The organism is Streptomyces sp. Qhu_M48, from assembly GCF_051305195.1.
Classification (GTDB): domain Bacteria; phylum Actinomycetota; class Actinomycetes; order Streptomycetales; family Streptomycetaceae; genus Streptomyces.
Map to the genome: position 1 here is coordinate 1,810,778 of NZ_CP195432.1, position 20,277 is coordinate 1,831,054.

The window sequence follows — 20,277 nt, forward strand, 5'->3', positions numbered from 1 at the left end:
ATCTCCCGTTAACAGAAGGGATCATGGCTGAAAATCGCCGTCCGAGGACTCGTCGGAGAGCCCTCGGGAACCGTCAGCGAACCGGTTGGTACACCCGCTCGACACGCTGCGTTCCACTCAGCGTCCGGTACGAGCGCGCCCAGGCCGTCGTCGCGGCCGGGTCCTTCTTGTCGGAGACCGTGTAGTAGTCCATCTGCGAACGCTCGGACGTCACGTCGAGCACGCCGTACCCGTGGTGGTCCATGTCCACCCACTTCACGTGCCGGTTGGCGGCCCTGACCGCGCCCGCGGCCACCACCGAGAGCGTCCCCGGGGCCACGTTCAGCAGGTCGTCCAGGTTGTCCGAGGTCACCGAGGTCACCACGAACTCGGTCGCGGCGGAGGCCGAGAGCGGATACGTCGCCGCCTTCACCGGTACGTCGTTGGCCCAGGCCATGTGGATGTCGCCGGTCAGGAAGACCGTGTTGCGGATCGCCCGCGAGGTCAGATGGGCGAGCAGCTCCTTCCGGTCGTCCGTGTACCCGTCCCACTGGTCCACGTTGACCGCCAGCCCCTCCTTCGGCAGGCCCATCAACTCGGCCAGCGGCTCCAGGAGGTGGGCGGGCAGGGCGCCGAAGGCGACCGGCGAGATCATCACCGAGGTGCCCACCAGCTGCCAGGTCGCGTCCGAGCCCGCGAGCCCGGACTTGAGCCAGTCGAGCTGGGCGCGGCCCGTGATGCTCCGCGCCGGGTCGTCGACCGAACCGCTGCCCGCCTTCGCCGGGCCGGAACGGAACGAGCGCAGGTCGAGCAGGTGCAGATCGGCCAGCTTGCCGAAGCGCAGGCGCCGGAAGACCGTGCCCTCCGTGGAGGCGCGGACCGGCATCCACTCGAAGTACGCCTGCTTGGCGGCGGCCACCCGGGCCGCCCAGTCGCCCTCGGCGCCGGGGGTGTGGTTCTCGGCCCCGCCCGACCAGGCGTCGTTGGCGAACTCGTGGTCGTCCCAGATGGCGACGAACGGATGGGCCGCGTGCAGCGCCTGGAGGTCGGGGTCCGTCTTGTAGTGGGCGTGCCGGACGCGGTAGTCGGCGAGCGAGAGGATCTCGTGGCGTGGCTCGTGCGGCCGGACGGTGTCCTTCGCCTCCGGGTAGGTGCCGCTGCCGTACTCGTAGAGGTAGTCGCCGAGATGCAGGATCGCGTCCAGGTCGGCGCGGGAGGCGAGATGGCGGTACGCGGAGAAGTGGCCGGCCTCCCAGTTCGCGCAGGAGACCACGCCGAATCGGACGCCGGGCGTGGCGGCGTCGGCGGCCGGCGCGGTCCGGGTGCGGGCGGCGGGGGAGACGGCGGAGTCCGCGGTGAAGCGGAACCAGTAGGAGGTGGCCGGGCGCAGACCCCGGACGTCCGCCTTCACGGTGTGGTCGGAGGCGGCGCTCGCCGTGATCGCGCCGGAGGCCACGACCCGTGCGAAGGCACGGTCCTCGGCGAGCTCCCAGCCGACCTGGACGTCCGGGCCGAGGCCCGAGCCGGGTATCGCCTCGGGAGCGGGGGTGACGCGCGTCCAGAGCAGGACGCCGTCGGGCAGGGGGTCGCCGGAGGCGACACCGTGGAGGAAGGCGGCCGCCCCGGGCGCCGCGTGGGCCGTCGAGGCCGCGCCCAGGAGGGCGGGCGCGGCGACGGCGGTGACGGCGGCGGCCTTGACGACCGTGCGCCGGGTGGGGGCTGAGGAGAACATACGACTGGTCACGGGCAGTCAGATTACTGACGGGTATGGCCGATGGGCAGGGGATTTCCGGAAGTTCGCCGACCCGTCGCCCACCGGTCGCACCCCGCGGCGGACCCGCTTCCGGCGGAGGAGGCGGCTCGGTCAGCCCTTCAGGGCCGTGGCGACCGCCGTGTCGAACTCGGCCACCGTCATCGGCGGGTTGTCCGTACCCGCCACCGTCACCGGCTTGCCGTCCATCTTCAGGCTCGGGGTGCCCGTCACCCCGCTGTCGTCGAAGGCCTTCGACATCTTCATCGCCCACGCGTCGAAGGTGCCGTCCTCGACGTTCTTCCTGAACCCGGCGTTGCCCTTGAGGGCCGGGACCGAGTCCGCCACCTCCAGGAGGTAGGAGTCCTTGGCGAACTTGTCGTCGTTCTCCTCGGGGTGGAACTCCGTCGAGTAGAGCGCCGCCTTGTACTTCAGGAAGGCCTCGGGGCTGACGTCCAGGGCCGCGCCGAGCGCCGAGAGCGCGTTCTTCGAGCCCTCGCCCGTGGCGGCGTCGTCGATGAAGGTGGCACCGATGTACTTGATCTTGTACTTGCCCGCCTCGACGTCCTTCTCGACCGTGGAGCCCACGGACTGCTCGAAGGTCGCGCAGACCGGGCAGCGCGAGTCCTCGTACAGCTCCAGCGTCTTCTTCGCGGACGCCTTGCCGACGACGACGGTCGTGCCGTTCGCGCCCGTGGTGTTCTTCGGGGCGGTCACGCTCGCCTTCGCCGCGGCCTCCCACGCGGAAGGCTTGTCGGACTGCACCACGGCGTAGCCGATGCCACCGGCGGCGGCCAGCACGGCCAGGGCCGAGACGCCGACGACGACCTGTCGGCGCGTCCGGTCCTTCCTGGCCTGGCGCTCGCGTTCGACGCGCAGCCGCTCGCGGGCGGCGGCCTTGTTGGACTGGGAGTTGCGTGAGCTCATGATCGTGTTCTCCGTGAGGGTGGGAAGAGAAGAGGGGGGACCGCGTGTCTGCGGGGCCGCGCTGCTCAGACGAGAGCGAGGCCGGGGCACGGGGGTCCCCGCCGTCCCACGGAGTGCGTGAGGAGCCGGGTGCGGGAGGGCCGCGGCCGTCCCGCGGGCCGTCCGGCGCGCCGAGGCGCCGGGCCACCGGTACGGATGAGGGCCGCCACCAGGAGCAGCGGCCGGAACGCGAAGGCCGCCACGGCGCCGAGCAGCCGGGCGAGCGCCCGCTCCCCGCCCCGCAGCCAGGCCGCGGCCGAGAGCCCGACGCCGACATGGGCGAGGAGCAGCAGCCACGGCAGCGCCGGGTCGGGGGAGCTGAGCAGCGCGGCGGCGGTCCCGCTCTCGGGGGCCACCACGCCCGGCAGCGGGGTGCCCACGGCGCCGCCGCAGAACACCTCGACGCCCACCGCGCGCAGCGAACCGGCGACCGGGCCGCCGGCGGGGCCGTAACAGATCGCCTGGCCGCTGGTGAAGAGCGTGTCGGCCGCCAGTTCCAGCGGGACGAGGAGCCCGGCGATGGGGCCGAGGCCCCGCTCGCGGCCGGCCAGGGCGTACGCCACGGCGAAGACGCCGACCGCGACCGGGACGACCGTCCCGAGCGGCAGCGGCACGCGCGAGAGCAGCACGTGGGACGCCACGGACAGCGTCACGACCAGTGTCGTGAAGAACGCCGCCCGCAGCGCTCTCAGCTGCGTCCCTGCCATGTCCATCGTCGTGGAGTGTGCCATGCCGGTCCGTAAGACGTCCCTAAAGGAAGTCTGTGGACGGTCCCGGCGGCCCCTACAGTCCCGGGATCCGGCCGTTGCGGAAGAGGTCCACGAAGATCTGGTGGTCGGCCCGCGCGCGTGCCCCGTAGCTGTGCGCGAAGTCCACCAGGAGGTCTCCGAAGCCCTCCTCGTCGGCGGCGATCGCCGCGTCGATGGCCCGCTCCGTGGAGAACGGCACGAGCGAGTGACCGCTGGAGTCGTCCGCCGCCGCGTGCATGGTCGCCGTGGCCCGGCCCAGGTCCGCGACGGTCGCCGCGATCTCGTCCAGGTCGTCGATGTCCGACCAGTCCAGGTCCACGGCGTACGGCGAGACCTCGGCGACCAGCTGGCCGGAGCCGTCCAGCTCCGTCCAGCCCAGCCACGGGTCGGCGTGCGCCTGGAGCGCCCGCTGCGAGATCACGGTGCGGTGGCCCTCGTGCTGGAAGTACTCCCGTACCGCCGGGTCCGTCACGTGCCGGGAGACCGCCGGGGTCTGCGCCTGCTTGAGGTAGATCACGACGTCGTTCTCCAGGGCGTCGCTGTTGCCCTCCAGGAGGATGTTGTACGAGGGGAGGCCGGCCGAGCCGATGCCGATCCCGCGCCGTCCGACGACGTCCTTGACCCGGTACGAGTCGGGGCGGGCCAGGCTGGACTCCGGCAGGGTCTCCAGGTAGCCGTCGAAGGCCGCCAGGACCTTGTACCGGGTGGCCGCGTCCAGCTCGATCGCACCGCCGCCCGCGGAGAACCGGCGCTCGAAGTCCCGGATCTCCGTCATCGAGTCGAGCAGCCCGAAGCGGGTCAGGGAGCGGGCCTCGCGCAGGGCGCCGAGCAGCGCCCCGTCGGCGGTCTCCAGGGTGAAGGCGGGCACCTCGTCCCCCTTGGCGCCGGTCGCGAGGGCGTGGATCCGCTCCCGGTAGGCGGCGGCGCAGATCCGGACGAGCCCGGTGATCTGCTCGTCGGAGAGCGCCTTCGCGTAGCCGACGAGGGCGAGCGAGCCGGCGAGCCGCTTGAGGTCCCAGGTGAAGGGGCCGACGTAGGCCTCGTCGAAGTCGTTGACGTTGAAGATCAGCCGTCCGTTGGCGTCCATGTACGTGCCGAAGTTCTCGGCGTGCAGATCGCCGTGGATCCAGACCCGGCCGGTGCGCTCGTCCAGGTAGGGGCCGCCGTGGGCCTCCTGCTCCAGGTCCGCGTAGAAGAGGCAGGCCGTTCCCCGGTAGAAGGCGAAGGCGGAGCCGGCCATCTTCCGGAACTTGACGCGGAAGGCCGCGGGGTCGGCGGCGAGGAGCTCGCCGAAGGCGGTGTCGAAGACGGCGAGGATGTGCTCACCGCGCTCGGCGACGGTGGGCTGGGGGACCGACATTCGAGGTGCCTCCTGGTACCGGACGTGCTGAAAGACCGTTCATGACAATTGGGACAGGTGTTCCCTGCCACTCAACGCGCGACCCCGGCCGTGAGTGCCCGACGCCTGTCGGTCCGGAGACGTAGACTTCCACGCTGTCCCCCAGAGCGGGGGTCTGGGGGTCGCCCCCTCAGAAGATCGCAGCCCGGAGGCCTCCCGCCGTGACCAAGCCGCCCTTCACGCACCTCCACGTCCACACCCAGTACTCGCTGCTGGACGGTGCCGCGCGGCTGAAGGACATGTTCGACGCGTGCAACGAGATGGGCATGACGCACATCGCGATGTCCGACCACGGCAACCTGCACGGGGCGTACGACTTCTTCCACACGGCGAAGAAGGCCGGGGTCACGCCGATCATCGGCATCGAGGCGTACGTCGCCCCCGAGTCCCGGCGCAACAAGCGGAAGATCCAGTGGGGCCAGCCGCACCAGAAGCGGGACGACGTCTCCGGTTCCGGCGGTTACACCCACAAGACGATCTGGGCGGCCAACGCCACCGGACTGCACAACCTCTTCCGGCTCTCCTCCGACGCGTACGCCGAGGGCTGGCTCCAGAAGTGGCCCCGGATGGACAAGGAGACCATCTCCAAGTGGTCGGAGGGGCTCATCGCCTCCACCGGCTGCCCCTCCGGCGAGCTGCAGACCCGGCTCCGGCTCGGCCAGTTCGACGAGGCCCTCAAGTCGGCCTCCGAGTACCAGGACATCTTCGGCAAGGAGCGGTACTTCCTGGAGCTGATGGACCACGGCATCGAGATCGAGCGCCGGGTCCGCGACGGGCTCCTGGAGATCGGCAAGAAGCTCGGCATCCCGCCCCTGGTCACGAACGACTCGCACTACACGTACGCGCACGAGTCGGCCGCGCACGACGCCCTGCTCTGCATCCAGACCGGCAAGAACCTCTCCGACCCGGACCGCTTCCGGTTCGACGGCACCGGCTACTACCTGAAGTCCACGGACGAGATGTACGCCGTGGACTCCTCGGACGCCTGGCAGGAGGGCTGCCGCAACACCCTCCTGGTCGCCGAGCAGGTCTCCACCGACGGCATGTTCGTCGAGAAGAACCTCATGCCGAAGTTCGACATCCCGGAGGGGTACACCGAGGTCACCTGGTTCCGCGAGGAGACCATGCGCGGCATGGCCCGCCGCTTCCCCGGGGGCATCCCCGAGGACCGCATGAAGCAGGTCGAGTACGAGATGGACACGATCATCTCGATGGGCTTCCCCGGCTACTTCCTCGTCGTCGCCGACTTCATCATGTGGGCGAAGAAGCAGGGCATCGCCGTGGGCCCCGGCCGAGGCTCCGCGGCCGGCTCGATCGTCGCGTACGCCATGGGCATCACCGACCTCGACCCGATCCCGCACGGACTGATCTTCGAGCGCTTCCTCAACCCCGAGCGCATCTCGATGCCCGATGTCGACATCGACTTCGACGAGCGTCGGCGCGTCGAGGTGATCCGGTACGTGACGGAGAAGTACGGCTCCGACAAGGTCGCCATGATCGGCACCTACGGCAAGATCAAGGCCAAGAACGCGATCAAGGACTCCGCGCGCGTCCTCGGCTACCCGTACGCCATGGGCGACCGGCTCACCAAGGCCATGCCCGCCGACGTCCTCGGCAAGGGCATCGACCTCAACGGCATCACCGACCCCTCGCACCCGCGCTACAGCGAGGCCGGCGAGATCCGCGCGATGTACGAGAACGAGCCGGACGTCAAGAAGGTCATCGACACCGCCCGGGGCGTCGAGGGACTGGTCCGCCAGATGGGCGTCCACGCCGCCGGCGTCATCATGTCCAGCGAGCCGATCGTCGACCACGCGCCGATCTGGGTCCGGCACACCGACGGCGTGACCATCACCCAGTGGGACTACCCGCAGTGCGAGTCGCTCGGCCTGCTCAAGATGGACTTCCTGGGCCTGCGCAACCTCACCATCATGGACGACGCCGTCAAGATGGTGAAGGCGAACAAGGGCATCGACCTCGACCTGCTCGCCCTGCCGCTCGACGACCCGAAGACCTTCGAACTGCTCCAGCGCGGTGACACCCTCGGCGTCTTCCAGTTCGACGGCGGGCCCATGCGCTCGCTGCTGCGGCTGATGAAGCCCGACAACTTCGAAGACATCTCCGCCGTGTCCGCCCTGTACCGGCCGGGCCCGATGGGCATGAACTCGCACACCAACTACGCCCTGCGCAAGAACAAGCAGCAGGAGATCACCCCGATCCACCCCGAGCTGGAGAAGCCGCTCGAAGAGGTGCTCGCGGTCACCTACGGCCTGATCGTGTACCAGGAGCAGGTGCAGAAGGCCGCCCAGATCATCGCCGGCTACTCGCTCGGCGAGGCCGACATCCTGCGCCGCGTGATGGGCAAGAAGAAGCCCGACGAGCTGGCGAAGAACTTCGTCATCTTCGAGGCCGGAGCCAAGAGCAAGGGCTTCAGCGACGAGGCCATCAAGGCCCTCTGGGACGTCCTGGTCCCCTTCGCCGGCTACGCCTTCAACAAGGCCCACTCGGCCGCGTACGGCCTGGTCTCCTACTGGACCGCCTACCTCAAGGCCAACCACCCCGCCGAGTACATGGCGGGACTGCTCACCTCGGTCAAGGACGACAAGGACAAGTCCGCCGTCTACCTGAACGAGTGCCGGCGCATGGGCATCAAGGTCCTGCCGCCCAACGTGAACGAGTCCGAGTCGAACTTCGCCGCCCAGGGCGACGACGTGATCCTCTTCGGCCTCTCCGCCGTCCGCAACGTCGGCACCAACGTCGTCGAGTCGATCATCAAGTCGCGCAAGGCGAAGGGGAAGTACTCCTCCTTCCCGGACTTCCTCGACAAGGTCGAGGCCGTCGTCTGCAACAAGCGCACCGTCGAGTCGCTGATCAAGGCCGGCGCTTTCGACGAGATGGGCCACACCCGCAAGGGCCTGGTCGCCCACCACGAACCGATGATCGACAACGTGGTGGCGGTCAAGCGCAAGGAGGCCGAGGGACAGTTCGACCTCTTCGGCGGCATGAGCGACGAGGCGACCGACGAGCCCGGCTTCGGCCTCGACGTGGAGTTCTCCGACGTCGAGTGGGAGAAGTCCTACCTGCTCGCCCAGGAGCGCGAGATGCTCGGCCTGTACGTCTCCGACCACCCGCTCTTCGGCATCGAGCACGTCCTGTCCGACAAGACCGACGCGGCGATCTCCCAGCTCACCGGCGGCGAGCACTCCGACGGCGCGGTCGTCACCATCGGCGGCATCATCTCCGGCCTCCAGCGGAAGATGACCAAGCAGGGCAACGCCTGGGCCATCGCCACCGTCGAGGACCTGGCCGGCTCCATCGAGTGCATGTTCTTCCCCGCCACCTACCAGCTGGTCTCCACCCAGCTCGTCGAGGACACCGTCGTCTTCGTCAAGGGACGGCTCGACAAGCGCGAGGACGTGCCCCGGCTGGTCGCCATGGAACTGATGGTCCCCGACCTGTCGAACGCCGGGACCAACGCGCCGGTGATCCTCACCATCCCCACCGTGAAGGTGACCCCGCCGATGGTCAGCAGGCTCGGCGAGATCCTCAAGCACCACAAGGGCAACACCGAGGTGCGGATCAAGCTCCAGGGCCCCCGCACCACCACCGTGCTGCGGCTCGACCGGCACCGGGTGACGGCCGACCCGGCGCTCTTCGGCGACCTGAAGGTGCTGCTCGGCCCGTCCTGCCTGGCCGGTTAGCAGCACCCGGGGTCCTCCCGCACGGCCTTTCCGCACGGCCTTCGCGTACGCGCGAGGGTCCGCGCACGCGCAAGGGGCGCGCCCGTCGTCACGGGCGCGCCCCTTTGCCGTACGCGAAGGCCGTCAGTTGTGGCCGAAGCGCTTCTGGCGGCCCTTGCGGGCGACGTCGCTCGGCAGGACCTGCGAGGCGCGCTGCGACGCCTCGGACTCCATCGCCGACTGCTGCGCCTGCTGGGCGCCGCGCTCGGCCGGCGACTGCTGCTGCTTCTGACTGCGGTTCTGGTTGCGGTTCTTGGCCATGGTGATGCCTCCTCAAGGGGACCTAGGGGCCAGGGCCGCTGTCAGACTCACATATGGCGTGAAACGCCGCATTTTGGATCATTACGGAGCGTAAGGCCCCGAGGGGCGTGACATCCGCCACGCCGATGATCCAGTTCCGACCGTCGAGCCCCCGGCCTTCGGGCAGACTCGAAGGAAATCCGAAGCAACTTCCGATCCCGAGGTTCCCGAAAGAGGGTGGAACACGTGGACCGCTGCGTCGTCCTGGTGGACGCCGGCTACCTGCTGGGTGCCGCCGCCAGTCTCCTCGCCGGGGAACCGGCCCGTTCCCGGATCACCGTCGACCACGCCGGGCTCATCCAGCAGCTGCGCCAGCGTGCCGAGGCCGAGACCGCGCTGCCCCTCCTGCGGATCTACTGGTTCGACGGCGCGCCCGACCGGGTGCCCCAGCCCGAGCACCGCAGACTGCGGGTGATGCCCCGGGTCACGGTCCGGCTCGGCGCCCTGACGAGGAGCGACGGACGCTGGGCGCAGAAGGGCGTCGACGCGGCCATGCACACCGAGCTGACCGAGCTCGCCAGGAACCGGGCCTGCTCCGACATCGTGCTCGTCACCGGCGACGGCGATCTGCTGCCCGGTCTGATGTCGGCGAAGGAACACGGTGTCGCCGTCCACCTCTGGGCCGTCCAGGCCGCCGACGGCGACTACAACCAGTCCGAGGACCTGGTCGCCGAGGCCGACGAACGGCGGGTCCTCGACCGGGCCTGGATCACCCGGGCCGTCCGCGCCAAGGACCTCTCCGGGATCTGCGCGCCCCCGCCCGCCCCGCGCCCCGAGATCGCGGCCATCCTCTCCGCGCCGCTGCCCGAGGCGGCCCTCGCCTCCGCCGAGCGGGCCGCCGACGAGGCCGCCGCGGCCGCGGCCTCCGGCGAGGCCCCCACCGCCCACGGCAACGGCAACGGCCACGGCAACGGCCACGGCAACGGCCACCGGGGCAACGGCCACCCGGGGTCCAACGGCCACGTCCGCGACGACGAGCGCGGCCACGGCGCCGACGTGCCCGCCCCCGCTCCCGGCAAGGGCGTCCCCACGCCCAAGGACCTGGCGGGACTGCGCGGCCCCGGCGCGAGCCCCGCGGCCCCGGGCGTCCCCGTGCCCCAGGGCACGAGCGCGCTCCGCTGGTCCTCCGACCGGGGCTGGGTCGAGCGGCCCGCCCCCGCCCTCGGCGAACCGGCCGAGACCGCCTCCCTGCCCACCCTCGCCACCCTCACCAGCGCGGAGCAGCGCTGGGCGGACCGCGAGGAGGACATCACGACCGTCGGCGGTGACCCGTTCGAGGTCGGGCAGGTGTTCGCGCGCCGGTGGATGGAACGGCTTCCCGAGCAGAGCCACGTCCAGAAGCTGTCCACCCTCTACCCCCGCATCCCGCACCGGATCGACGGCGAACTCCTCCGTTACGCCGCCCGATTCGGCCTGCTCGCCCACAAGGACGACCAGATCGACGAGCACGACCGGTACGCCATCCGGGCGGGGTTCTGGCGCGAGATCGACGTCCGGGCCGCCGCCGAACCCGCCCCCGCGCCCGGAGCCGGCCCGGCGACCCCGTAGGCTCTTCCCCCGTGAGTACGGTGTGCGTGGCGCGGGATCTGGTCAAGACGTACCCCGCCACGCGCGGCGGGCGCGGTGCGCCGGCGACACCCGAGGTGCGAGCCACCGACGGGATCAGCCTCGACGTGCGCGGCGGCGAGATCTTCGGGCTGCTCGGCCCCAACGGAGCCGGCAAGTCCACCCTCGTCCGTCAGCTCACCGGACTCATGCGCCCCGACTCCGGCAGCGTCCGCCTCCTCGGCCACGACCTCGTACGCCACCCCGAGCGGGCCGCCAGGCTCCTCGCGTACCTCGGCCAGGAGTCCACCGCCCTCGACGAGCTGACCGTCGCCCTCGCCGCCGAGACCACCGGACGGCTGCGCGGCCTCACCGCCCGCGACGCGCGCGCCGAGCGCGACGCCGTCCTGGAGGAGCTCGGCCTCACCGCGCTCGCCTCCCGGCCCCTGAAGAAGCTCTCCGGCGGACAGCGCAGGCTCGCCTGCTTCGCCACCGCGCTCGTCGGCGAGCGCCCCGTCCTCGTCCTCGACGAGCCCACCACCGGCATGGACCCGATCGCCCGCCGCGCCGTCTGGGCCGCCGTCGACCGGCGGCGCGCCGAACACGGTGCCACCGTGCTGCTCGTCACCCACAACGTCATCGAGGCCGAGACCGTCCTCGACCGGGTCGCCGTCCTCGAACGCGGCCGGGTCATCGCCTGCGACACCCCCGCCGGACTCAAGGAACGCGTCGCCGGCGAGGTCCGCGTCGAGCTGGTCTGGCGCGAAGCGGCCCCCCTCCACCTGCCCGAGGTCGCCGCCCTGCGCGAACTCGCGCAGGAGACCGGGCGGCGCTGGATCCTCCGGCTCGCCCCCGACGCGGCCCGCGTCGCCGTCGCCACCGTCACCGGCGGGGCGGCGTTCGCCGCGCTCGACGACTTCACCCTGGCCACGCCCAGCCTGGAGGACGTGTACCTGGCGCTGGGCGGCGCCACGGAAGGACTGGTGAAGGCATGACCCGCGTTCCGTCCGTGACCGTCAGGAGCTGTACGCAGTGAGCACCGTGCCCGCCGAGGCCCTGCCGACCGGCGCGCCCGCCGCCCGGAGCCGCGACGACGACGGGGTCGCCGCCGCGCCCCTCGCCCCCCGCGCCCGGCTGCTGCCGTCCATGGCCGCCGTCTACCGCGCGCAGCTCTCCCGCGCCCGGGTCGCCCGCATCCCGCTGCTCTTCGTGGCCACCTTCCAGTCCATCGGGATCATGGTCCTGATGCGTGGGGTCGTCGACGGCGGCGCCGAGGCGCGCGCCGTCGTGGCCGGTTCCACCGTCCTCGTCGTCGCCTTCGTCGCGCTCAACCTGCTCGCCCAGTACTTCGGGCAGCTGCGGGCCACCGGCGGCCTCGACCACTACGCCACCCTGCCCGTGCCGCCCGCCGCCGTGGTCCTCGGCGCGGCCGGGGCGTACGCCTCCTTCACCGTGCCCGGGACCGTGGTCACCGCCGTCGCCGGCTCCGTGCTCTTCGGGCTGCCGCTCGGCCAGCTGTGGATCCTCGCCGCCGTCGTCCCCCTCGCCGGAGCGGCGCTCGCCGGACTCGGCGCGGCCCTCGGCCTCCTCGCGCCCCGGCAGGAGCTGGCCACCCTCCTCGGCCAGCTCGGCATGTCGGCGGCGCTCCTCCTCGGCGTGCTCCCGGCGGAGCGGCTGCCCGAGCCCATCGGCTGGGCCCGGGACCTGCTGCCGTCGACGTACGGCGTGGAGGCCATGGCCCGTACCTTCGAGCCGCGTCCCGACTGGGCGGCCGTCGCCCTCGACCTCGCCGTGTGCGGGGTGGTCGGCGTGGTCTCCCTGGCCGTCGCCACCTGGGCGTACCGGCGGGCCGCCGTCCGCTGAGGCGGGGCACGGACACACCTGGCACGATGGCGGGGTGACCGCACCCCTGACTCCGCCTCACCAGCCGCCGCACGATCCCGACTGGCCGCCGCCGCCCCCGCCCGCGCTCGGCCCGGCCGGGGACCCGATCACGGCGGCCGAGGTGCTGCAAGGCGTTCTGGTGACCGTCGTCTCGGCGATCGCGGGGGCGCTGCTCGGAGTGCTGTGGCTCAACCTGGCCCCGCGCGTCCTGCTCATCTCGGACGGCAAGGGGGTCTACCTCCGCAACTCCGAGGGGGAGGCGGCGATCGGCTCGGACGGAACGTTCGTCCTTCTCGCGCTGGCCTTCGGCGCGGTCGCCGCGCTCGTCGTCTTCCTGCTGCGCCGCCAGGGCGGCGTCCCCCTGGTGCTCGGCCTGGCCCTCGGCGGCGTGGCGGGCTCGCTCCTCGCCTGGGGCCTCGGGACGTACTTCGGCCCGGCGCGGGACGTGGTCGCCCACGCCAAGGCCGTCGGCCCGAACGTCGTCTTCGAGGCGCCGCTCGAACTGAACCTGGCGGCCGCCGCGATGCTGGCCTGGCCGCTCGCGGCGATGATCGCGCACCTGGCGCTCACGGCCCTCTTCGGCCCGCGCGACCCGGAACCCGAGCCCTGGGACCGGGCGAAGGCGTACTGAGGCGCACGCGTCCCCGGAGCGCGCCGCCGCCGTCCGTCAGGCGCGCCCGATGGGGGCGACCACCGCCGACGTGAGGGCCGCCAGGTCGGCGGGGGAGAGCTCCACCTCAAGGCCCCGCCGGCCCGCCGAGACGCAGATGGACGAGTGGTCCGCGGCCGAGGAGTCGAGGACCGTACGGAGCCGCTTGCGCTGGCCGAGCGGGGAGATGCCGCCCCGGACGTAGCCCGTGGTGCGCTCCGCCGCCGCCGGGTCCGCCATCGCCGCGCGCTTGCCGCCGACCGCTGAGGCCAGCGCCTTCAGGTCGAGCTGGCCCGCCACCGGTACCACCGCGACCGTCAGCTCGCCGTCGACGTCCGCCACCAGCGTCTTGAAGACCCGGCCGGGGGAGACGCCGAGGGCCTCCGCCGCTTCCTCGCCGTACGAGGGGGAGGCCGGATCGTGCTCGTACGCGTGCAGGGTGAACGGGGTGCCGGCCGCCGTCAGGGCGACCGTGGCCGGGGTGCCGCCGGTGTTCTTCCTCTGCTTCTTCGCCACGCGCTCTTCCTCGGATCGGACCGGCTCGACTCGGCTCGGCTCAGTTCGGGTATGTCGGGGCCTGCGTCAGGTCCACCACCGGCAGCGACGGCAGATGCCGCAGCACCGCCGTCTCCGCGCGCAGCAGCGTCAGCTCCTCACGCAGCCGCGTCGCCGTGTCCGGGGCCTGGAGGAGCCGCTGCTTCGAGGGCGTGTCGAGCACCGCGGCCGCCGCGACCAGGTACGACACCACGGACGGGTCGTCCGGCAGCTCGCTCGTCGTCAGCGAGCGCTCCCGAGCCCCCGCCAGCCGCTTCTGGTAGCTGCGGAAGGCCCGCAGCACCCCCTCGGAGAGGGTGCCGGCCTCCTCGCCCTGCTCCTCCGGGATCTCCTCGATCTCGGCGACCAGGAACGGCCCGCTCGCGTCGACCGACAGCAGCTTCACCCGGATCGTGCCGGTGGCCATCACCTCGAAGCTGCCGTCCGCGCGCTCCCGGATCGACGCCGCGTCGGCGATACAGCCGACGCGGTGGAAGGACTGGATCGGGTCGGAGCCGAAGCCCGCGGCCGGGCCCTTCTCCGGCAGCGCCGTCTGGTCCGGCATCCCCGGAGCGGTCGGAGCGACCTCGCGGCCGTCCCGGATGGCGACGACGGCGAAGCGGCGCGGCTCCGAGTCGTCGATCGTGAGCAGCTCGCGCATCATGGCGCGATAACGCTCCTCGAAGACGTTCAGCGGCAGAACGAGGCCCGGGAACAGCACCGCGTTGAGCGGGAAGAGAGGCAGGCGAGCGGTGGTCACAGCGGTCAGCCTAATGGCCGCCGGGCCCGCCCCGTCCGGCCCGTCCACGTCCGGTCTCCCAGAGCGGCGTGCGGCGGGCCAGCTCGCCCCTGACGCGGTCCCGCGCGGCGAGGAACCCACGCAGCGGATCCTCCCGGACGGCGCCCCTCCCGACACCCCGTGCCGCGCCCCACGGGAACGAGGTCGCGTGGACCCCGATCCGGCCGAACTCCTCCCGCGCCTCCTCCCACCGCGCCCGCTCGACCAGCACGTACGCGAGCAGGTTGCGGACCTCGGCCGGCCACGGGTCGCCCGCCGGGAAGACCTCCGAGAGGGCGAGCGCGCGGTCCGCCGCCCGGTCGACCCGCGCCGCCGGCACGGACGGGTCCCGGTCCGGCGGCACCCGCAGCCGGTCGTGGGCGGCGCGGACCGGCAGCGCCCGGACGAGCGAGTCAGGGGCGGCGTCGTCCGCCGCCTGCTCGGCGAAGTCGAAGGCGGCGCGGTGCGAGCCGTACCACTGGGCGGAGAGGTACTTCAGGGCCGCGACATGGCTCCCGTAGTGGTGCGGGGAGCGGCGCACGGCCTGCTCCCAGAGCGATTCGAAGACGGTGTGCCCGGCGTGCGCCCCGCGGGCGTGGTCCAGGGCGAGCCGCCACGGCACCGGGTCGTGCGGGGCCTCCCCGGCGACCGCGTGGATCAGCGGGCCGAGCTCGCGCAGCCGCTCGGCCCGGGCCGGCGACTCCCAGGCCCTGCGGACGGCGAGCTGCGCCGTGACGAGCAGGGCGTCGGGGTCGCCGGGCGCGACCGAGAGCCAGTGGGTCAGCCAGCCGTCCCTGCTGTACGCGAAGGTGGCGAGCCGGGTGACGTACCGGTCGCGGTCCTCCCACTCGCCCGTGTCCCGGGTGGTGGCGAGGAGTTTCGCGGCGGGCTCCGGATCGGCGAGGGCGGCGGCGACCAGCGCGGGGGCGAGCCGCTCGTCCGGGGCGTCGAGCAGCACGTCGTCGTCCGGCACGAACCCCGCGGCGAGCCGTGGGGCGTGCCGGACCGCGCGGGCGGCGCCGATCAGCGCTCGGAGGAAGGACATGGTGCGACATATTCTCTCCCGGCCCCTCCTGTGACGGCAGCCTGTCTCACGCTCCGTACACCAAACCTCCGCCGCCTCACCCCCTGCTCAGCAGTCGGGTCGCGCCGGCCGCCACCGTCGTGGCCAGGATCCAGCCGAGCAGGATCAGGACCGCGGCCACCCACTGCCAGACGCCTTCGAGCCGCCAGTAGCCGTCCTGCCCGAGGTTGATCACCGGGAGCAGCAGGTCCAGCGCGTACAGCGGACCGTTCCACGCGGGGGACTCCTCCGCCTTCAGCGGTATCGGGCGGTAGCGGGAGAAGGCCACCGTGCCCGCCCCCCACAGGACCGCCATCCACAGCGCCGCCCGGCCCGGCCGGTAGCCGTAGGCCACGGTCCAGTCCTGGAGGTATCCCCACAGCTTCCCCGCCGCCGGCAGGGTCTCCCGTCTGCGCCGCTGCTTGGCGAGCAGCACCTGGCGGGCGTCGGCGTCCTCCCCGCTGGCGCGCAGGACCGTCGCGAGGCGTTCGTACGGCTCGGGGGCGTACTCCGGGGTCGCGGCGGCCACCCACTCCAGGCGCCGGGTCAGCGGGAAGTGCCCGTAGGGCACGAGGTTCTCGTAGGCGAAGCCGCCCATCGCGAGGCCGCCGGGACCCGGCCAGCTGGTCGACAGGTCGATCAGGGTGACGACCTTGGCGCCGTTGAGCACGACGCGGCCCTCCTCCGGCCGCTCGCCGTTGAACCGGAGCTCCGGGGTGACGATCCGGCGCAGCGAGACCTCCTCCCGGCGGGCCCCGCTCAGCACGAACCGGGCGTAGTGCAGGTCCACCGCGTCGCCGAAGCGGCCGTCGTCGAGCCGCACCCCGCCGTGGCACTCCACCGGTTTGCGGCGGGCGCCCTGGGCGGGCGTCACCCCGTACGGCGGGGTGGTCGTGGAGTTCCCCGCCGGTCCCGCGCTCCCCGACTCCTCGTACACCCAGGCCGCGTTCAGGTAGAGCGAGCGCTCCACGGTCAGCTGCGGCGCGTTCAGCGCGCGGCGGCCCTGGGCGCCGCGAAGGACGCTGCCGCGCAGGCTGAGCGAGACGCCGACCTTCGCCCCGCGCAGGCTCAGCTCCCCGTGGGTCTCGATGAGCTCGGCCTGGAGGTCCTGGGCGACCACGAGGCCGTCCGCCGTGATCGCGCGTCCCCGCCGGTCCGGCCACACCTGGATCTGGTTGACCAGCAGGTCCGTGCCGATCTGCGCGTCCGTGAGCCGGATGCCCCGCTTCACCCGGCAGCGGGGCAGGTGCAGGTCCCCCTCGGTGTGCAGCCGGGCGGCCTCCAGGCGCGGCAGCGCGCACTCCACCAGCCTCAGGGTGCCGAAGCGGGCCTCGGGCAGCACCACCTCGCCGTCGAAGCGGCAGCAGTGCAGCTCGACGTACGGACCTATCGTCCCGCCCGCCAGGTCGAGCACGCCGGTGATCCTGACGCCGCGCAGCTTCAGCGCGGCCACCCGCCCGGACCGCGCCGGCGGCCCGGCGAGCAGCAGCAGCGCCACCACGTCGGCGCGGACGCTCCGCTCCTCCCCCCATTCCCGCCCCCCGAAGGGGTCGTCCCGCTCCGCGATCCCCTCCGTCAGATCACACGTCCTGCCGATGCGGAACGCCCGCCACACGGCCCGCTCCGGGCCCGTGAGACCCTCCGGCATCCCGTCCTCGTGCGGCTCGGTCACCGCCGCCCCCCTCGCTTTCCACGTTCCGTTCCCACGATTCCCCGATTCCCTCTCCGGGGTTTCGTGGATTCGTACAGCCGTTCTTCCCGCTGAGTGACGGGCTGAACGCTAACGGTCAGGAGTGGCGACAAGACGCCAGTGTGGCGTGTATCAGCCAGTGATACGGGCGTCCGACGCTGTGGGCCGTCTGAGAGAATTGACCCGTGATCTCTCGAATCGATCTGCGCGGCGAGTCCCTCCCCGAGGGTTCCGCCCTGCGTGACCTGCTGCCCCGTGCCGAGTTCGACGTGGAAGCCGCCCTGGACAAGGTGCGGCCGATCTGCGAGGACGTCAGGCATCATGGCGCGGCCGCGGTGATCGACTACGGGGAGAAATTCGACGGCGTCCGCGTCCCGAGCCTGCGCGTCCCCGCCGAGGCGATCACCGACGCCCTCGCCACCCTCGACCCGGCCGTCCGCGCCGCCCTCGAGGAGTCCATCCGGCGCGCCCGTCTCGTCCACCGCGAGCAGCGCCGCACCACCCACACCACCCACGTCGTCCCCGGCGGCACGGTCACCGAGAAGTGGATCCCGGTCGAGCGCGTCGGTCTGTACGTGCCGGGCGGCCGCTCGGTCTACCCGTCCTCCGTCGTGATGAACGTCGTCCCGGCCCAGGAGGCCGGCGTCGAGGGCCTGGCCGTCGCCTCGCCCCCGCAGAAGGAGTTCGGCGGACTCCCGCACCCGACGATCCTCGCCGCCTGCGCCCTGCTCGGCGTGGACGAGGTGTACGCCGCCGGCGGCGCCCAGGCCATCGCCATGTTCGCGTACGGCACCGCCGACAGCGCGGACGCCGGCGGCGAGCCCGGCTGCGCCCCCGTCAACCTGGTCACCGGCCCCGGCAACATCTACGTGGCCGCCGCCAAGCGGCTCCTCAAGGGCCGCATCGGCATCGACGCCGAGGCCGGCCCCACCGAGATCGCGATCCTCGCGGACTCCACCGCCGACCCCGTGCACGTCGCCGCCGACCTGATCAGCCAGGCCGAGCACGACCCCATGGCCGCCTCCGTCCTCGTCACCGACTCGGAGGAGCTGGCCACCGCCACCGAGGCCGAGCTGAAGACGCAGGTCGCCGCCTCCAAGCACGTCGACGACCGGATCGTCCCGGCCCTCGCCGGCCGCCAGTCCGCCATCGTCCTCGTCCGCGACCTGGCCGACGGCCTCACGGTCGTCGACGCGTACGGCGCCGAGCACCTGGAGATCCAGACCCGCGACGCCGCCGCCGTCGCCGACCGCGTCCGCAACGCGGGCGCGATCTTCGTCGGCCCCTGGTCCCCGGTCTCCCTCGGCGACTACTGCGCCGGCTCCAACCACGTCCTGCCCACCGGCGGCTGCGCCTGCCACTCCTCGGGCCTCTCCGTGCAGTCCTTCCTGCGCGGCGTGCACCTCGTGGACTACACCCGCGACGCGCTCGCCGACGTCGCCCACCACGTGGTGACCCTCGCCGAGGCCGAGGACCTCCCGGCCCACGGCGCCGCGATCAAGGCAAGGTTCGGATGGAAGGTGCCGGAGACCAAGTGACCGGAATCAGCGATCGCTCCCCCTGGGACGAGCTCCCCGTCCGTGACGAGCTGAAGGGCAAGTCCCCCTACGGCGCGCCCCAGCTCGACGTCCCCGTCCAGCTGAACACCAACGAGAACCCCTACCCGCTGCCCGAGCCGCTCGTGGCCCGGATCGCGGAGCGGGTCGCCGAGGCGGCCCGTACCCTCAACCGCTACCCCGACCGGGACGCGATCGAGCTGCGCACCGAGCTCGCCCGCTACCTCACCCGCACCGGCGGGCACCCGGTCGCCGTCGAGAACGTGTGGGCGGCCAACGGCTCCAACGAGGTCCTCCAGCAGCTGCTGCAGACCTTCGGCGGCCCCGGCCGCACCGCCATCGGCTTCGAGCCCTCCTACTCGATGCACGCCCTGATCGCCCGCGGCACCGGCACCGGCTGGATCTCCGGCCCGCGCGGCGAGGACTTCACGATCGACCTCGCGGCGGCCGAGCGGGCCATCGCCGAGCACCGCCCGGACGTCGTCTTCGTGACCTCGCCCAACAACCCCACCGGCACCGCGGTCGCCGCCGACACCGTCCTCGCCCTGTACGAGGCGGCCCAGGCCGCCAAGCCCTCGATGGTGGTCGTCGACGAGGCGTACGTGGAGTTCAGCCACCGGGACTCGCTGCTGCCCCTCATCGAGGGCCGCCCGAACCTGGTGGTCTCCCGCACCATGTCCAAGGCCTTCGGCGCCGCCGGACTGCGCCTCGGCTACCTCGCCGCCCACCCGGCCGTGGTCGACGCCGTCCAGCTGGTGCGGCTGCCCTACCACCTCTCCGCCGTCACCCAGGCGACCGCGCTCGCCGCCCTGGAGCACACCGACACCCTCCTCGGGTACGTCGAGCAGCTCAAGGCCGAGCGCGACCGGCTCGTCACCGAGCTGCGCGGGATCGGCTTCGAGGTCACCGATTCGGACGCCAACTTCGTGCAGTTCGGGAAGTTCCCCGACGCGCACGCGGCCTGGCAGCGGATCCTCGACCGGGGCGTCCTGGTCCGGGACAACGGCGTACCGGGGTGGCTGCGGGTCACCGCCGGCACCCCCGAAGAGAACGACGCGTTCCTCGACGCGGTTCGTGAATTGATGAAGGAGCAGGAGCGATGAGCCGCGTAGGCCGCGTTGAGCGCACCACCAAGGAGACCTCCGTCGTCGTCGAGATCGACCTCGACGGCACCGGAAAGGTCGACGTGTCGACCGGGGTCGGCTTCTACGACCACATGCTCGACCAGCTCGGCCGGCACGGTCTGTTCGACCTCACCGTCAAGACCGACGGCGACCTGCACATCGACACGCACCACACCATCGAGGACACCGCCCTCGCCCTCGGTGCCGCCTTCAAGCAGGCCCTCGGCGACAAGGTCGGCATCTACCGCTTCGGCAACTGCACCGTCCCGCTGGACGAGTCGCTCGCCCAGGTGACCGTCGACCTCTCCGGCCGCCCGTACCTCGTGCACACCGAGCCCGAGAACATGGCGCCGATGATCGGCTCCTACGACACGACGATGACCCGGCACATCTTCGAGTCCTTCGTCGCCCAGGCCCAGATCGCCCTGCACATCCACGTCCCGTACGGGCGCAACGCCCACCACATCGTGGAGTGCCAGTTCAAGGCCTTCGCCCGCGCCCTCCGCTACGCCTCCGAGCGCGACCCGCGCGCCGCCGGCATCCTCCCCTCCACGAAGGGCGCGCTCTGACC

General features: G+C 72.3%; 17 protein-coding genes. 8 read left to right on the top strand and 9 right to left on the bottom strand.

Annotated features, from left to right (window positions below):
* Positions 1 to 73 precede the first annotated feature (73 nt).
* The 4 genes from ACRRSS_RS08465 to ACRRSS_RS08480 all read right to left on the bottom strand — a co-directional run bounded on the left by ACRRSS_RS08465 (position 74) and on the right by ACRRSS_RS08480 (position 4,804).
* Positions 74 to 1,723 carry an alkaline phosphatase D family protein gene (locus ACRRSS_RS08465; protein WP_435970606.1) on the bottom strand — a complete coding sequence of 550 codons (1,650 nt, stop codon included), beginning with the start codon at positions 1,721 to 1,723 and terminating at the stop codon, positions 74 to 76.
* A gap of 120 nt (positions 1,724 to 1,843) precedes the next feature.
* Positions 1,844 to 2,656: a thioredoxin domain-containing protein gene (locus ACRRSS_RS08470; protein ID WP_435970607.1), complete on the bottom strand. Its 813-nt coding sequence runs from the start codon at positions 2,654 to 2,656 to the stop codon at positions 1,844 to 1,846.
* Between the two features lie 65 nt (positions 2,657 to 2,721).
* On the bottom strand, positions 2,722 to 3,408 hold the full coding sequence (locus ACRRSS_RS08475; protein ID WP_351909948.1) for a hypothetical protein: 687 nt from the start codon (positions 3,406 to 3,408) through the stop codon (positions 2,722 to 2,724).
* A gap of 70 nt (positions 3,409 to 3,478) precedes the next feature.
* On the bottom strand, positions 3,479 to 4,804 hold the full coding sequence (locus ACRRSS_RS08480) for a DUF2252 domain-containing protein (RefSeq protein ID WP_435970608.1): 1,326 nt from the start codon (positions 4,802 to 4,804) through the stop codon (positions 3,479 to 3,481).
* Positions 4,805 to 5,004: 200 nt separating this feature from the next.
* Here ACRRSS_RS08480 and dnaE point away from each other — a divergent pair, with 200 nt between their 5' ends.
* Complete coding sequence (gene dnaE / locus ACRRSS_RS08485) at positions 5,005 to 8,544, top strand: DNA polymerase III subunit alpha (protein ID WP_435970609.1); 3,540 nt, start codon at positions 5,005 to 5,007, stop codon at positions 8,542 to 8,544.
* 123 nt (positions 8,545 to 8,667) lie between these two features.
* On the opposite strand, the gene ACRRSS_RS08490 is transcribed toward dnaE, so the two are convergent.
* Positions 8,668 to 8,844: a hypothetical protein gene (locus ACRRSS_RS08490; RefSeq protein ID WP_435970610.1), complete on the bottom strand. Its 177-nt coding sequence runs from the start codon at positions 8,842 to 8,844 to the stop codon at positions 8,668 to 8,670.
* A gap of 216 nt (positions 8,845 to 9,060) precedes the next feature.
* Here ACRRSS_RS08490 and ACRRSS_RS08495 point away from each other — a divergent pair, with 216 nt between their 5' ends.
* Genes ACRRSS_RS08495 through ACRRSS_RS08510 form a run of 4 tightly spaced genes read left to right on the top strand, consistent with a single transcriptional unit; the run spans position 9,061 to position 12,943 of the window.
* Positions 9,061 to 10,431, top strand: coding sequence for an NYN domain-containing protein (locus ACRRSS_RS08495; protein ID WP_435970611.1), 1,371 nt, complete (start codon positions 9,061 to 9,063; stop codon positions 10,429 to 10,431).
* Positions 10,432 to 10,451: 20 nt separating this feature from the next.
* Positions 10,452 to 11,423 carry an ABC transporter ATP-binding protein gene (locus ACRRSS_RS08500; protein ID WP_435975278.1) on the top strand — a complete coding sequence of 324 codons (972 nt, stop codon included), beginning with the start codon at positions 10,452 to 10,454 and terminating at the stop codon, positions 11,421 to 11,423.
* Between the two features lie 37 nt (positions 11,424 to 11,460).
* Positions 11,461 to 12,291, top strand: a complete 831-nt coding sequence (locus tag ACRRSS_RS08505; protein WP_435970612.1) for an ABC transporter permease — start codon at positions 11,461 to 11,463, stop codon at positions 12,289 to 12,291.
* A 34-nt stretch (positions 12,292 to 12,325) separates the two neighbouring features.
* Positions 12,326 to 12,943, top strand: coding sequence for a DUF2567 domain-containing protein (locus ACRRSS_RS08510; RefSeq protein WP_435970613.1), 618 nt, complete (start codon positions 12,326 to 12,328; stop codon positions 12,941 to 12,943).
* A gap of 36 nt (positions 12,944 to 12,979) precedes the next feature.
* On the opposite strand, the gene ybaK is transcribed toward ACRRSS_RS08510, so the two are convergent.
* From ybaK to ACRRSS_RS08530, 4 genes are all read right to left on the bottom strand, one after another.
* Positions 12,980 to 13,477 (bottom strand): Cys-tRNA(Pro) deacylase, encoded by a 498-nt coding sequence (gene ybaK / locus ACRRSS_RS08515; RefSeq protein WP_435970614.1) that lies wholly within the window; start codon positions 13,475 to 13,477, stop codon positions 12,980 to 12,982.
* Between the two features lie 40 nt (positions 13,478 to 13,517).
* Complete coding sequence (locus ACRRSS_RS08520) at positions 13,518 to 14,255, bottom strand: LON peptidase substrate-binding domain-containing protein (RefSeq protein WP_351909912.1); 738 nt, start codon at positions 14,253 to 14,255, stop codon at positions 13,518 to 13,520.
* 10 nt (positions 14,256 to 14,265) lie between these two features.
* On the bottom strand, positions 14,266 to 15,318 hold the full coding sequence (locus ACRRSS_RS08525) for a hypothetical protein (RefSeq protein ID WP_435970615.1): 1,053 nt from the start codon (positions 15,316 to 15,318) through the stop codon (positions 14,266 to 14,268).
* Between the two features lie 76 nt (positions 15,319 to 15,394).
* Positions 15,395 to 17,008, bottom strand: a complete 1,614-nt coding sequence (locus ACRRSS_RS08530) for an oxidoreductase (RefSeq protein WP_435970616.1) — start codon at positions 17,006 to 17,008, stop codon at positions 15,395 to 15,397.
* Between the two features lie 203 nt (positions 17,009 to 17,211).
* Here ACRRSS_RS08530 and hisD point away from each other — a divergent pair, with 203 nt between their 5' ends.
* The 3 genes from hisD to hisB are packed head-to-tail and all read left to right on the top strand — an operon-like array spanning position 17,212 to position 20,275.
* Positions 17,212 to 18,564 (top strand): histidinol dehydrogenase, encoded by a 1,353-nt coding sequence (gene hisD, locus ACRRSS_RS08535; RefSeq protein ID WP_435970617.1) that lies wholly within the window; start codon positions 17,212 to 17,214, stop codon positions 18,562 to 18,564.
* Positions 18,561 to 19,685 (top strand): histidinol-phosphate transaminase, encoded by a 1,125-nt coding sequence (locus tag ACRRSS_RS08540; RefSeq protein ID WP_435970618.1) that lies wholly within the window; start codon positions 18,561 to 18,563, stop codon positions 19,683 to 19,685. The genes hisD and ACRRSS_RS08540 overlap by 4 nt, the downstream gene beginning before the upstream one ends.
* Entirely contained in the window at positions 19,682 to 20,275 is a 594-nt protein-coding gene (hisB, locus tag ACRRSS_RS08545; protein WP_351909904.1) for an imidazoleglycerol-phosphate dehydratase HisB, read from the top strand. Before ACRRSS_RS08540 ends, hisB begins: the two co-directional genes overlap by 4 nt.
* Positions 20,276 to 20,277 lie beyond the last annotated feature (2 nt).

Excerpts from the sequence above, each read along its gene's own strand:
- ACRRSS_RS08470 (WP_435970607.1), bottom strand. The coding sequence starts at position 2,656 with ATGAGCTCACGCAACTCCCAGTCCAACAAGGCCGCCGCCCGCGAGCGG.
- ACRRSS_RS08475 (WP_351909948.1), bottom strand. The coding sequence starts at position 3,408 with ATGGACATGGCAGGGACGCAGCTGAGAGCGCTGCGGGCGGCGTTCTTC.
- ACRRSS_RS08480 (WP_435970608.1), bottom strand. The coding sequence starts at position 4,804 with ATGTCGGTCCCCCAGCCCACCGTCGCCGAGCGCGGTGAGCACATCCTC.
- ACRRSS_RS08490 (WP_435970610.1), bottom strand. The coding sequence starts at position 8,844 with ATGGCCAAGAACCGCAACCAGAACCGCAGTCAGAAGCAGCAGCAGTCG.
- ACRRSS_RS08525 (WP_435970615.1), bottom strand. The coding sequence starts at position 15,318 with ATGTCCTTCCTCCGAGCGCTGATCGGCGCCGCCCGCGCGGTCCGGCAC.
- hisB (WP_351909904.1), top strand. The coding sequence starts at position 19,682 with ATGAGCCGCGTAGGCCGCGTTGAGCGCACCACCAAGGAGACCTCCGTC.